At 41.9% G+C, this 14,390-nt stretch carries 10 protein-coding genes; 5 read left to right on the top strand and 5 right to left on the bottom strand.

Annotated elements, in window-relative coordinates; genetic code table 11:
- Window positions 1-10: 10 nt before the first annotated feature.
- The gene (locus C2M30_RS16780) at window positions 11-3,064 is read left to right on the top strand and encodes an efflux RND transporter permease subunit (protein WP_105172528.1); all 3,054 of its coding nucleotides are present in this window, start codon (window positions 11-13) and stop codon (window positions 3,062-3,064) included.
- Window positions 3,065-3,149: 85 nt separating this feature from the next.
- Here C2M30_RS16780 and C2M30_RS16775 read toward each other — a convergent pair whose 3' ends face one another.
- Entirely contained in the window at window positions 3,150-3,959 is an 810-nt protein-coding gene (locus C2M30_RS16775) for a hypothetical protein (protein WP_105172527.1), read from the bottom strand.
- 1 nt (window position 3,960) lies between these two features.
- Window positions 3,961-4,842 (bottom strand): alpha/beta hydrolase family esterase, encoded by an 882-nt coding sequence (locus tag C2M30_RS16770; RefSeq protein WP_105172526.1) that lies wholly within the window; start codon window positions 4,840-4,842, stop codon window positions 3,961-3,963.
- 117 nt (window positions 4,843-4,959) lie between these two features.
- Between C2M30_RS16770 and C2M30_RS16765 the strand changes: the two genes are divergently transcribed.
- On the top strand, window positions 4,960-6,966 hold the full coding sequence (locus tag C2M30_RS16765; protein ID WP_105172525.1) for a winged helix-turn-helix domain-containing protein: 2,007 nt from the start codon (window positions 4,960-4,962) through the stop codon (window positions 6,964-6,966).
- Window positions 6,967-7,090: 124 nt separating this feature from the next.
- Here the strand turns inward: C2M30_RS16765 and C2M30_RS16760 are convergent, their stop codons facing one another.
- Entirely contained in the window at window positions 7,091-9,172 is a 2,082-nt protein-coding gene (locus C2M30_RS16760; protein ID WP_105172524.1) for a S8 family serine peptidase, read from the bottom strand.
- A 457-nt stretch (window positions 9,173-9,629) separates the two neighbouring features.
- On the opposite strand from C2M30_RS16760, the gene C2M30_RS16755 reads away from it, so the two are divergent.
- Window positions 9,630-10,079 (top strand): RDD family protein, encoded by a 450-nt coding sequence (locus C2M30_RS16755; protein ID WP_105172523.1) that lies wholly within the window; start codon window positions 9,630-9,632, stop codon window positions 10,077-10,079.
- 54 nt (window positions 10,080-10,133) lie between these two features.
- Here C2M30_RS16755 and C2M30_RS16750 read toward each other — a convergent pair whose 3' ends face one another.
- Window positions 10,134-11,009 (bottom strand): LysR family transcriptional regulator, encoded by an 876-nt coding sequence (locus C2M30_RS16750; RefSeq protein WP_010558648.1) that lies wholly within the window; start codon window positions 11,007-11,009, stop codon window positions 10,134-10,136.
- 182 nt (window positions 11,010-11,191) lie between these two features.
- Here C2M30_RS16750 and C2M30_RS16745 point away from each other — a divergent pair, with 182 nt between their 5' ends.
- Together C2M30_RS16745 and fghA are read left to right on the top strand one after the other, a co-directional pair.
- On the top strand, window positions 11,192-12,340 hold the full coding sequence (locus C2M30_RS16745) for an S-(hydroxymethyl)glutathione dehydrogenase/class III alcohol dehydrogenase (protein WP_100915655.1): 1,149 nt from the start codon (window positions 11,192-11,194) through the stop codon (window positions 12,338-12,340).
- Between the two features lie 66 nt (window positions 12,341-12,406).
- Window positions 12,407-13,246 carry an S-formylglutathione hydrolase gene (gene fghA / locus C2M30_RS16740; protein ID WP_105172522.1) on the top strand — a complete coding sequence of 280 codons (840 nt, stop codon included), beginning with the start codon at window positions 12,407-12,409 and terminating at the stop codon, window positions 13,244-13,246.
- Window positions 13,247-13,548: 302 nt separating this feature from the next.
- Here fghA and C2M30_RS16735 read toward each other — a convergent pair whose 3' ends face one another.
- Window positions 13,549-14,142 (bottom strand): hypothetical protein, encoded by a 594-nt coding sequence (locus C2M30_RS16735; RefSeq protein ID WP_105172521.1) that lies wholly within the window; start codon window positions 14,140-14,142, stop codon window positions 13,549-13,551.
- Window positions 14,143-14,390 lie beyond the last annotated feature (248 nt).

Below are 14,390 nucleotides of genomic sequence, written 5' to 3'. Positions count from 1 at the left end.
GAGCGGGAAAATGAATATCACCGCTTTGGCGTTTAATTATAAAAAACCCGTATTACTTGTGGTGGCGCTATTAATGCTAAACGGCATTTTTGCCTACTTCACCCTGCCAGCACAGGAAGATCCTACTATAACTATTCGTGAAGCCATTGTTAGCACACAATTTCCGGGCATGGCGCCTGACCGTGTTGAGCAATTGATCACGCGAAAATTAGAAGAAGAAATTCGCAAAATTCCGGAAGTAAAAGAGATTAAGTCGTCATCTTCTACTGGACTTTCGACTATTCACGTAAAAATTTATGACCGATACTTTAACCTCGACAATATCTGGCAAGACTTACGCAACAAGGTGAATAATGCGCAAGGTAAACTGCCACAAGGCACGTTACCATCGTATGTAAATGATGAGTTTGGTGATGTATCAGTGATCACCCTTGCGCTTACTGCCGATGGCTTTGATATGGCCGAAATGTACGATATTGCGCAGCATATTCGTGACACCCTTTACGGTGTTGAAGGCACTAAAAAAATTGAGATTTTAGGCGCCAAATCCGAGCGTATTTACCTTGAAGCGTCAAACGCCAAATTGGCACAGCTTGGCATTTCGCCACTGGCGCTTATCAGCGAGCTGCAAAAGCAAAATATAGTGCAATCAGGTGGTCGAGTTGATACTGGAAGCCGCAGTTTTATTATTGAGCCAACGGGTAATTTTAATAGTATTCCAGACATTGAAAATACCTATATTACCATTCCCGGAACCGAGGATTTTATCGCCCTTAAAGACATTGTCACGATTAAAAAAGGCTTTATCGACCCACCTGATAAACTGGCGTATTTTAATGGTAAACCAGCCATTTTCTTCGCTAATGCGATGCTGCCTGAATACAACATCTTAGAATTTGCACCGCGCTTTAAAGCCAAAATTGCGGAAATTGAACACACATTACCCATTGGTTATCAACTCGATATTGCTACCTATCAGGCCGACCAAGTTGAAAAAACCGTGAAAGGCGTATCAATTAATGTACTGCAAACACTGGCGATAGTGCTTGTGGTGGTAATTCTTTTCTTAGGGCTGCGCACCGGCTTAATTGTGGGTGCTATTGTTCCACTCGTTATGCTAGTAACCCTTGCCATTATGCAATACAGCGGCATTAAGCTTGAGCGCATGAGCTTGGCGACTCTTATCATTTCGCTTGGTTTATTGGTGGATAACGGCATTGTTATTGCCGAAGATTTTAAACGCCGTTTAGAACAAGGCATCGATCGCTACAATGCCATGGTGCAAGGCTGTAAAGAGTTGGCAATTCCACTACTTAGTTCGTCAGCCACTACCATTTTATTCTTTTTACCACTGATGCTGGCAGAGCATGTTGCGGGCGAATACACCCGTTCAATTTCATTGGTGATTTTAATTACCTTGCTAAGCAGTTGGGTATTAGCGCTGACAGTAACGCCAATTTTAAGTTACTACTTTATTAAAGTGCCAAAAAAAACCAGCAGCGATAGCAATGAGTTTGGCAAACTAACCAGCTACTATGGGAAATATGAGCAGTTTTTGCATTGGGTGTTAAAACACAAAGCCCTGTTTATGGCGGCGATGTTTGTGCTATTTATTGGTGCTGGCGCATCAATGAAATTTGTTGCTAAACAGTTTTTTCCAAATTCAGATCGTACCCAAGTACTCGTCAACATTGATTTACCTCGCGGGACGTCATCACGCGAAACTAATCGCCAAATGCAAGAGATTTTCACTTGGTTTAATAACAAAGAGCAGTTTGACTATATTGAAAGCTTCTCAGGCTATGTTGGTTTTAGCGGCCCGCGTTTTGTACTCTCGCTTAACCCGGAAGATCCAGCTGAAAATAAAGGCTTTATTGTACTTAATGTAACGCCAGAAACAGATATAGCAACGCGGGTATTAGAACTTGATACGCAAATTGAAGCACGCTTTCCTAATGTGTCAGCACGTGTGCGCAAAATGTTCTTAGGGCCGTCGGATTCGTCTATTTTAAAAGTGCAGGTAAAAGGCCCAGATAAAGAAGTCATTTACCAAAAAGCACAAGAAGTTATGGCTGTTTTAAATGCCGCGCCAAACTCATTGAACGTGCGTACCGATTGGGAAAATTTGATTACTAAAATCTCGGTTAAAGTAGACCAGCACCGTGCAAAACGTGCTGGGCTTACCTCAAGCGAAATCGCACAAGCTCTAGAAAGCTACTTTAGCGGCGGTGTAATTACTAACTTCCGCGATCAGGATGAAATTATTCCAATTGTGCTGCGCGCCGGTGAAAACGAGCGAAATAGCCTAGATAGATTGCGTACGTTAAATATTTATTCTGAAAAGTCTGGCCGTGCCGTACCGCTTTTTCAAGTTGCTGACTTTGAGCCGATTAATCAGTTTTCGATTATTCATCATGAAGATATGTTCCGCACCATTAGCATTGAAGCGCGCAACACTAAGCTTTCTGCGGAAGATTTTAAAGCCCTTGTCGATGAGCAAATTCAGCTGCTTAAACACGACTTACCAGTTAATCACACCATTGAATACGACGGTGTAATTAAAGAGTCAAAGGCAGGGCAAAAAGCGCTTAGCGCCAATATGCCGATGGTACTTGGCTTTATTATTATTTTATTGGTCGCGCAGTTTAATTCATTTAGAAAAGCCATGGTGATTTCACTTACTATTCCGCTTTCATTTATTGGTGCGGTGATAGGTTTATTATTAATGCAAGCGCCCTTTGGCTTTATGGTAACACTTGGCCTTTACAGCCTTGCGGGTATTATTATCAATAACGCCATTGTATTAATCGATCGCATTGCAATTGAACAAGCTGAAGGTAAAAGCGAGTATCAAGCCATTATTGATGCATGCTTAACGCGACTTCGCCCAATTGCGATGACCACCATCACTACCATGATGGGATTACTGCCACTTATTATTGGTAAAGATCCGCTGTTTTACGGTATGGCCTGTGTAATTGCCTTTGGTTTAGGCGTAGGCACGGTTTTAACCTTAGGCGTGGTACCCGCGCTTTATGCTGGGTTCTACCGCGTTAAAAAGTAGGACTAACGCATATAAAAAAGCACAAGGGTTTGCTTAGCGCGAACCTTGTGCTTTGCTGCTAGAGATATCAGCGTATGCGCTAATTCTATGAGGATTCAGAAAAAGGACACGGAGGAAGTTGATAAATTACTTCCGACACGACCTGCGCCATAAGGAGTTGCTCGTCAGCGCGCACACCATTTACTGGCGTTAAAATCACCGAATCGACTCGCTGTCCGGTGATCACTTCAGCAAACACTAACGCCGTTAAATATTTACCCAATGGCGCAGCGTGATTGCCATCACTGGCATGCAGCCTAAGGTTAGGCATTAACTGCAAAACACTATCCCAAACAAGGCCGACTGGCGCAAGGCAGCTCGCCTGTTTCGCAACAATATTTGAATGCAAAGTATAAACATATTGCGCTTCTGTTGTATCGCCACGCTGCGGGTGCTCAGGAAATAATATCGGCATCACATTAAGCTCCTTTGCATTGGCTATCCATTTTTCTGCCGCCGTCGTTGAATACGTTGTCGTACGTGATTGCGAATATTTTTGCCCTTGCAAAATAAGGTGCGTCCAGTTGCCGTTTTCTAGCGCTTGAGTTGCAATGCTACTTCGAATGCTATCATCTAAAAAACCACTACCAATAGTCTCAGATACAGCCTGCTTTTGGGGTGTTAACTGAGTAATCACCTTATTAATCTCAGCGCCTAGCCCTGCAACATGGCTATTGCCCGTTATTGCAACACGGTACGAATTAGCACTTTGATTGTTAGGAACTTCACCGTTGTATTTAGGCTTAAGTTGCCAGTTTATATCATCAATTGTTTTACTAATGTCATTGAGTGTTTTTGCTGAATCTGAACATGCAACCAATGCACATGAAAACATTAACCCAAATAATGCACGCATGTTAGTTCTCCAATGCCATACTTGATTGGTAGATTTCGAAAAGCGCATCTGATAAATAATCTGATTCATGAGCAACCCCATCCAATTTTGAAAGCACTACTGGCGATACACAGCCTTGCCAAGACAAGGTTAACGTACCAGCACTCGTTGCAGTCACAGCGGGATCAGCAGCTTGTAAAAACTGATCTTCGCAGCCATTTATTTTTAGCCAGTGTGTAAGTGTCGCATCTACACTGGCAATTTTTCCGTACTCTCGGCCGCTCATTGGTACATCTTTATCGCTCGGACTATGCAAGTGATGAATAGCGACAGGGGTTTGTGTGCTGCAAGCGTTAAAATCACCTCTAAATTGCCCAGCTAGTGCTACCACACCGCTTAGTTTTTCAGGAATGTGACACGCTAAGGTGTAAGCCATAAAACCACCAGCAGAATAACCGAAGATACGTGCTTTATCGCCTTCAACTGTATAATTGGCATGGGCGTAATCAATTAAATTGGCGATGTAATTGCTATCATCACCGATGTTAGCATCTGTATTGCTATCCCACTGCCATGCGCTGCCATTGCCATTTGGACTAATTACTAAGTACCCTTTTTCTTCAAGCATATTTGCATCAAAAATACCGGCTACTTTTGCCATATATCCCGGCGCGCCATGTAAGGTAATAATTAGCCCTTTGTACTCTTTGTTGATATCGCCAAAAATTAAATTCTGGCGGCCATCGACACCAACACATGCTGCACCATCTGGAATCGTTTGTGCAGCACATAAGCTAGGACCATTTGTGTTATTTTCACTAACAGGTGTTGTTGTTTTACTACTGCCACCACAACCCGAAATTAAGCAACTTGCTAGCACTGCGATTTTTGTAATTTTTCTCATTATTTTATCTCAATCTGAAGTTCAAAGACCGCCTTAAAATTATGTAAAAGCTGTTATTGTTGCTTAATTAAGTTATGATAATTTGATAATGAAATTATAATAACTATTAAAATCATAATGATAGAAGGTTCATTTAGCTTCGATGCTATTCAAGTTAATACGCAAACAAATACCCTAACCATCAATGGAAAGGTGACTGAATGCGAGCCGAAGTTATTTGAGTTACTGATTTTTTTCTGCCGTAATAGCCAACGAGCCTTATCGCGCGACGAACTGATTGAACATGTTTGGCAAGGCCGAGTGGTGAGTGATGCGGCTGTAAATCGCGCAATTAGTCAGCTCAGAAAATTAATTGAGCCTGAACCCACAAAACCGATTTATATTGTAACGGTAAGCAAAGTGGGATATCGCTTTGCAGTCACACCCAGTGCATTAACTTCAACTTCACCAGACAATGAAGTTAAGCAGCACCCGACTACACGCAAAAATAAGTGGCTAATTGGCTTAATAGCGATGATCGTGCTTATCATTTTGTCGATGATTACTTTTTTTAGTAAAACTAATCACCAGCTCAAATTAACGAATCGTCACGTGCTGACAGAACAATTAGGCATGACGTTTAACCCTTATTTTGACGAGACTTCACAAACACTTTACGCCCTGCATAAAAGCAATAACGCTGCAATCAGTAAGGTAGTAAAGCTAGAACAAAACGGAAGCTTAACGCCCCTTGTAAACGATAATTTCTATTACACCGATGTAATCGCTAACGGCGATTTTCTATATTTGGCAAGGCTTTCTAATTTAACTGACCGGCAATGCAACATTGTTGAATTTAATTTAAGTACGCGGCAGATAACTCAATTACTTTCGTGTGGTACCAGCGTTGTAACCAATATGGCGCTCGATAGCAATAATCGTTTAGTTTATGCCTATCGAGAAAGTGCCTCAGCACCTTATAAATTAATGGCGTTTAATATTCGTACCGCTCGCCAGCAACAATTGAGCTTTCCCGACAATAGCGGAAACAGTTTGGGGCACCGCATATTTGCTATCAGCAACAATCAACTTGCTTACATAAATTACCATGCAGATAAACCCGATAGTTTAGTGATTAAAACGCTAAATGATTCTAAGTCACTCTTTGAAGTACCCTTAATTGATCACGTGCAATCCTTAAGCTGGTTTAATGATATTCTGCTTATTTCTGCAAAAGATGGGCTATATCAGTTTAATCGCGAGCAAAACACACTAACCCAGCTAGATTACTCTGATACCTTTAACCGAATTTTTGCAAGTAAAGACGTGCTGTTTGCCGAGCACTACGCCGTAATCTCAAACCTTTATCACATTACCGATAATCAAGCGCCTCAAGCCATTACCAAACGCCAAGCCAGCATTTTACAATTTGCACCATCCCCTACTAACGACCAACTCGTTTACGTTGAAGCACTCAACGGTAAGTTGAGCATAAAACTGGCTGACAAACACACCAGCAAAACACTTAGTTTTGACAATACCATTGAGTATGTCGGTAATATCGCATGGTCATTTGACGCAACTGCGCTTGTTGCCAATATTAACGAACAAATTTATCGCTACGATATGACAAAATCACAATGGCAAAAGATAAATCACACATTTGATACTATTCACTTTGTTGGTTTTAATGCTGACAACCAACTGTTTGTGAGTGCTGAGCAAAATCAAGAGTGGAATATATGGCAACTCGATTCGGCATCAAGCCAAGCCAAACAAATTACCTTTAAAGGCGGCTACAGTTTCTACTTTGCTGAAAATACCCTTTATTACAGCAAGTTTAGTCAAGATGGCTTATTCGCACTTTCTCTTTTAACAAATGAAGAAAGGGTGTTAGTTAAAGATTTTGCACTATTACAGTGGCGCGATTGGCAGTATGTGAACAACAGCATTGTTTATCGCACTAGCCTTGGTTATAAACGCCTAAATTTAGCGTCAAAGCAAACGACTAGCATCAACTCATTGGCAAAATATGGTCGTAATTTATGTCGTCAGTCTAACGTCAATCAGCAGTTTTTTTGCACATTACTGGATAACCAAATCAGCCAAATTTGGCAGATTGATATAAGCGAAAGCAAGCACTAAAAAAGGCAACCAGATGGTTGCCTTACGCCATTTGAGAATGGGCTTGGTATGGATAACCTCACCTCGGGATCATATAGTGTTAGTTAACTTCTCTCCCCAAGTTTAGGTTAAATATGGGTTTAGGTTAGTTACATGCACCTTCATCTTGCCATACATCCCAAGGGCCTGAGTTTTGTTCTGGATTTGCACCTTGGGTCCACCATTTAGCTGAGTACAAACGACCATTGTAAGATGCTTGCTCTCCAGTTAGAAACACTGTGCCGGCACTCCATGCAACCACACCGTTACAACCTGCGCCAGTATCACTGCTTACAACTACTGATTGGCTTTTTGAGTGACTTAACCCTTCACTATCAGCAACCGTTAAACTTACGGTATAACTGCCCGCTTGCGCATAACTATGGCTCGGGTTGGTAGCGTTACTAGTTGTGCCGTCACCAAAGTCCCATGTATAACTTACAACGCCTTTATCGTCTGTAGCGGTTTGGCTAAACGCTACCGTTAATCCAGTTGCACTAAACGTAAAGTTTGAAACAGGCGCTTGATTTGCGTTGCCATCGCCACTGCATTTGCCTGTGTTTTTCCAAACATTAGTATATACATCTGGCTGCGCCCCTGTTGACCACCAAGTTGCTTCGTATTGATTGCTTTGATAAGCCACTTTATCGCCCACTTTATACGCTTTTGACGCCGACCAATTCGCTAGTCCGTTACATCCACCGCTTGAACCATCACTGATTGTGACGATGCTTGATTTACGATTAGTTTGACCTTTAGTATCGGTAACCGTGAGGCTTACGGTGTAATCGCCAAACGTGCTGTAAGTATGACTAGGATTTTGGCTGCTGCTAGTCGCGCCGTCACCAAACTCCCATGCGTAACTGGTTATGCCTTTGTCATCAGTTGAGCTGTCACTAAATTGTGCAGTGTTACCAGAAACTTGTACCGCAAAATTAGCGACAGGCTTTGCATCTCCTGTACCGCCGCCACAACTGCTACTTGCTAAATAATCATACGCCGCTTTGGCTTGTACAATACCATGGCCAAAAGAGGTATCGCGTCCTGCTGCACCTTTATCTTTTGCCGTTGTATTTAACGCGTCGCGAATTTGCTGGTTAGAACAGTTTGGAAAGTGGCTCCATACTAATGCTGCCACACCTGATACATGTGGCGTAGCCATTGATGTACCGCTAATGCTTTTGTAGCCACTGTTGATCCATGTTGAATTCACACTCACACCTGGCGCAGCAATTTCTACTTGGCTGTTATATTGTGAGAACGATGCTTTACTTTCACCGCTATTCACCGCAGCAACCGATACCACTGCATCGTACGATGCAGGATAACTCATCGAACTATTTCCGTCGTTACCTGCTGCTGCAATATGCAACATACCTTGCGCATAACTGTTTGCAAAAGCTTGGCGCTCAGCACTTGATTGACCCGAACCACCTAAACTCATACTGGTCACATTGGCGCCCGCTTGCTGACATTGCTCAATCGCACGAATTAAATCAGAACCATAAGCCCAGCGTCCTTGGTCGTTAAACACTTTAACAATATGAAGGCCTAACTGATTAGAAGGATTTACCCCAACGACGCCTTGCCCATTTCCGCCAATTGCCGCAATAGTGCCCGCAACATGCGTACCATGGCCGTTACCATCGTTATACCAGTTACCAGTATCATTACTGCCATAACCATCATTACCTGTGATGCCGTTTGATGGTAAGTCTGGATGACCCAGTTGATAACCAGTATCCATAATACACACTTTGCGATTACCTGTGAGGTTGTCACTTAGCTGATCCGCCTGCACCATACCAATACCGTAAGGTGTGCTTTCTGCAAGTAAATAGCGTTTTGGATCAACCTCGACCGATTGCACATCACTGCGATTCAATAATTGCTCTCGCTCAGCTTGAGTTAATTTAAGTGCTACCGAATTAGTGCTAGGTAATACATGAATTGCCTGAGACGTAACACTGCTAGCTAATGATTGCAGTTTATTAAGCTTAAAAGCCTGTTGTTGCTGTGCATCTGCTGTAACCGGTAAACCCATTTTCAGTGAATCAGATTTAAGGGTAACGATAAATCGCTCTGAACTATCGGTATCAAGTGACACTTTATCCGCCGCAAGTGCTGTGCCTGCGAAGGTACTGCAAAGTAATAAAGCCTGTGTTGTTTTATTAAATTTTGCTTTCATAACGTTTGCCTTTTGTTGTTGTGAAGTCATGCAAATAGTTAACAAACCATTTACAACACTCAAAAAAGCAGAAAAAAGACAGCGTTGTCAATTTTAATTATTAATGTAAACAAATGAAAATAAATACAAAAGCTGGCACGTAAAACTGACTTTACAAGGTGAGACAGGGTTTATTTGTACCGATTAAAGGGTTTAAACCGAAGAGCAAAAACTCTACTCACTTTAAATGTAAATTTATTGTTACTTTGGATATAGCAAAATCATCTTTCAAACACTTTTTAGGTACAAAAATAATCTATTAATAATCAAGTGAACGTACAGTTTAAGTTATCAACGATTGATCAAAACACGTATTTTGCCGTTCGCAATTTAAATTCGCCGTTATTCATTTTTCAGCAATACAAAATAACTGACCGACTAGTATGACCCCATCAACAGGAAGCATACAGAGGTCGCCATGACATATTCAGATTATCAAACAGTTCAACCCCGTATTGAATACGCCGGTTTTTTTAGACGCTTTGCCGCACTTATTTTAGATGGATTACTTTTTTCACTGGTAATTGCCGCATTCGCTTTTACCTTCTTCGATGATTATTTGCCATGGACGCCACTAAACTTCTTCGACTTTAAAGAGTTTATGAATCACGAAGTACTGCCTTTTATACTTACCGTAATGTTTTGGGTATATAAAGCAGCAACCCCAGGAAAAATGGCAGTAGACAGCAAAGTAGTTGATGCCGAAACGGGCGCGAAACCAACCGTAGTGCAAAGCATTATTCGTTATGTTGGTTACTATGTTTCGGCGTTACCGCTTGGTTTAGGCTTTATTTGGGCAGCCATTGATGAGAAGAACCGAGCATGGCATGACTTACTTGCCGGTACTGTGGTTATAAAACACGCCTAGTAGAATGATTTAAATAAAGTTAAACATAAAAAGACTTCCTAATCTTGGCCCGCGTTAAGCGGGCTTTTTTATATGCTGCTGTAAAAAGCGAATAAATAAATCGAGCTTAGAAGGCAGCGCCCGATTATGACCATAAAGCGCCCAAATCCCTTCTTCTTTATCGCGATAACTCGGTAATACTTCAACCAAATCGCCCCGCGCTAATGCGTCGCCAACGTAATAATCAGGCAGTTGAGCAAGCCCTAAGCCACTTATTGCAGCATCTAATAAACTCACGCCTGAGTTACACTTTAATCGCCCGTTTACGCGAATATTACGCCCCTTTCCTTGTTGTAAAAACCGCCAATATTGATTGCTGCCAACCAAGCATTGATGCATAGCAAGCTCAGATAAAGTATGTGGCTCGCCATGGGTTGCAATATAATCAGGGCTTGCACAAACAAACATTTGTCGTGTTGCAAGCTTTTTTGCAATAAGGTTTGAATCGTTTAAGTGACCTAAACGAATAGCAACATCGATACTGCTATCGATTAAATCGAGTTTTTGGTTGGTTAACACTAAGTCGACTTCAATTTGCCCATGCAACGCTAAAAATTCATTCACCAGCGGCGCAATATAGCGCTCACCAAAGGTAACCGGAGCAGTAACGCGAATTTGCCCACTAATACCGTGCTGAATATTACTCACATTAAGCTCTGCCAGCGCTAAGCCTTCCACCAGCGGCTTACAGTCATAATAATATTGCTGCCCCATTTCGGTGAGTGACACCTTGCGCGTTGTCCGTTGCAATAGTTTAACGCCTAGGCGTTGCTCTAGTGCTTTAACTTTGCGGCTCACATTAACCACAGAGCTGCCTAGTTTATCTGCTGCCGCGGTGAAACTTTGTGTTTCTGCCACCGCAACAAATTCACTTACCCCAGTCCAATCCATTCTTTTTTAATCTCTTCGCTATTCTGATTACATTATTACATATATGAAATAATAATTTTCAATTTAGGGTGATTATCTTTTAATAAGAAATAAATAAACTAGTTACCAACAAAGTAGCAAATGAACTAGCCTTTATAGCTCACACTAGTCAGGCAGTTTTAATCACATATGGGAAACATATTATGGCGTTAGATCTTAAACCAGGCCAAACATCAATAAAATCAAAAGCTGCGGTAGCTTGGGCAGCAGGCGAACCATTAAAAATGGAAGAAGTGGATGTGCAATTGCCAAAAAAAGGTGAAGTACTTATTCGCATCATTGCAACGGGTGTTTGTCACACTGATGCATTTACACTTTCAGGTGATGATCCTGAAGGTATCTTCCCATCAATTTTAGGCCATGAAGGTGGTGGTATTGTTGAAATGGTTGGCGAAGGCGTAACAAGCGTTTCAGTAGGCGATCATGTAATCCCCCTTTACACCGCTGAATGTGGCGAATGTAAGTTCTGTAAATCGGGTAAAACAAACCTCTGCCAAGCAGTACGTGAAACACAAGGTAAAGGCTTAATGCCAGACGGTACGACTCGTTTTTCACTTAATGGCGAGCCAATTTACCACTACATGGGTTGCTCAACTTTCTCTGAGTTCACAGTACTGCCAGAGATTTCTCTTGCAAAAGTAAACAAAGAAGCGCCACTAGAAGAAGTGTGTTTACTAGGCTGCGGTGTAACGACCGGTATGGGTGCAGTGCTTAATACTGCAAAAGTTGAAAAAGGCGATACCGTGGCGATTTTTGGTCTAGGCGGTATTGGTTTATCGGCAATTATTGGTGCTCGCATGGCTGGTGCAAGTCGCATTATTGGTATCGATATCAATGAATCAAAGTTTGATTTAGCAAAGCAACTTGGTGCTACCGATGTGATCAACCCACAAAACTTTGATAAGCCAATTCAAGAAGTAATTGTTGAAATGACTGACGGCGGTGTTGACTACTCTTTTGAGTGTATCGGCAATGTAAACGTAATGCGCCAAGCACTTGAATGCTGTCACAAAGGTTGGGGTGAATCAGTGATTATTGGTGTTGCCGGTGCAGGACAAGAAATTTCTACGCGTCCATTCCAACTTGTTACAGGTCGCGTATGGCGTGGCTCTGCATTTGGTGGCGTGAAAGGTCGTTCAGAATTACCTGGCATTGTTGAGCAGTACCTTGCTGGTGACTTTGGCCTACAAGAGTTTATTACGCATACCATGTCACTTAATGAGATTAACGAGGCGTTTGAGCTAATGCACAAAGGCGAAAGCATTCGCTCTGTAGTGCATATGGATAAGTAGCTTAAACTCACCGCAATTTTAGTTAAAGCGCCTGACAAATGTTAGGCGCTTTTAAAAGGAAACAACATGTCATTAGAAGTGATAAGTAAAGCCAAAGTCTGTGGCGGTTGGCATAAACAATACAGCCACAAATCTATCAGCTTAAATTGCGACATGCGATTTGCCCTATTTTTACCGCCAAATGCATCAGCAGAAAGCCCCGTTCCCGTTCTTTATTGGTTATCTGGTTTAACCTGTACAGATGAAAACTTTATGCAAAAGGCGGGTGCATTTAAAAAAGCTGCTGAACTTGGCATTGCAATTGTTGCTCCCGACACCAGCCCCCGAGGTGACGATGTTGCCGACGATGAAGGCTACGATCTAGGTAAAGGCGCTGGGTTTTATCTCAATGCGACACAAACGCCGTGGGCAAGTCATTACAAAATGTATGACTATATTGTGAAAGAGCTACCCGCGTTAGTGGAACAGCACTTTCCGGTGACTCAAACAAAATCGATTTCAGGCCACAGCATGGGTGGACATGGCGCATTAACTATTGGCCTTAAAAACCAAGAACAGTACCGCTCTATCTCAGCGTTTAGTCCCATTACAAACCCAATGAATTGCCCTTGGGGACAAAAAGCGTTTACACAATATTTAGGCTCGAATAAAGAGTCTTGGCGCGAGTACGACGCATCTGAACTATTGGCAAGTGCTCAATCAAGATTACCTATACTGGTTGATCAAGGTGATGCTGATAACTTTTTGCAAGAGCAACTAAAGCCTGAAAACCTAATTGCTGCTGCGAAGCAAAGCGATAGTGAAATAGAACTTCGTATGCAAGCAGGATACGATCACAGTTACTTTTTTATTCAAAGCTTTATTGACGAACATATTGCGTTTCACAGCAAATATCTAAAGGCGTAGATATTTTGTTTAAAACGTAATGACTAGGGTCTGTTGATCTTTGCTGTTCTATTTTTGTTCTTTTTGAGCGTACTTTTATCGCGGCGCTCGATGTGTGGCCTAGTAATCTAAGCGAATATCGAGCAACAATGAGAAAAGTGCGCTCAAAAGAACCATTCGGCAGCGCTTGATTGGCTTTTCTACTGTGTTATCGGCTGGCTCACATAGAATAACTATGCAATGCAGCCTTTGCCTTGTATAAAACCCAATCAAACTGCTGCAAAAACGAACTTGAAAGGTCAACAGACCCTAAAAAGTGCAAGCTAACTTGCACTTTTTAATTGCGTACGCAGTGAAATCTTTTTGAGCCAACACCCCAGCGCTGGGAAAAACATCACCAGAACCAACACACCGTCAGTAATGATAATGGTTGCCGAATATAGCATGGCAATCCAATCGACACTGCCTTGTTCAACTACCATGTAATATCCATTTACCAAGAAATGAGCTGCGCCGTTATAGAGCAATATCATCACCATAACATCGACAGCATCCAAAAAAGGGTTGGCTTGTTTGCACATGCGCTGCACCACTAACATCACTAAAATGGCGGTTAAACTATCGAGTAACGTATAGCTTACCGCAATGGCACGAAAACTATCGCCTTCATCAAAATATCGATAAAAGTCATTTACACCGGCCATTAACAAGTCAGTTGATGAATATGACAATGCAACAATAGCAAATGCAAAACACACAAATTTAGGCACTTGCTGTTTAAGGTATTTTAAATAGGTTAAGCCCGCAGCAAGTAACATTAACCAAGAATACAGGGCCGCAATTTGGCTGCCAAACGCAACATTATTTTCGCCAACACCGAATATAGACCAATACCAATCAACAAATGATTCGTACACAGCTACTGCTCTTTAGGTTTTTGACTTTTGTTGTATTTTACGCGAGTGGTAAACAATACAAACGCAATATACCAACTGAAAAACGCCAGAATAAACACCACCAACAAGGCCGGACTAACCGTATCTATCATAATATAAACAACTACTTTATTGCGTTAAGAGAAATGAAAGTGGCGATATTGTATCACTTGCGAATGACGTTTAACAAAAGCGAGCGGCAAATATTGAGCGCGGTGGTTGAGCATCAA

It is taken from the genome of Pseudoalteromonas sp. T1lg24 (genome assembly GCF_002964745.1).
Taxonomy (GTDB): domain Bacteria; phylum Pseudomonadota; class Gammaproteobacteria; order Enterobacterales; family Alteromonadaceae; genus Pseudoalteromonas; species Pseudoalteromonas spongiae.
The sequence above is the reverse complement of the archived record's forward strand: the minus strand, read 5'-3'. Positions and strand labels throughout refer to the sequence as shown.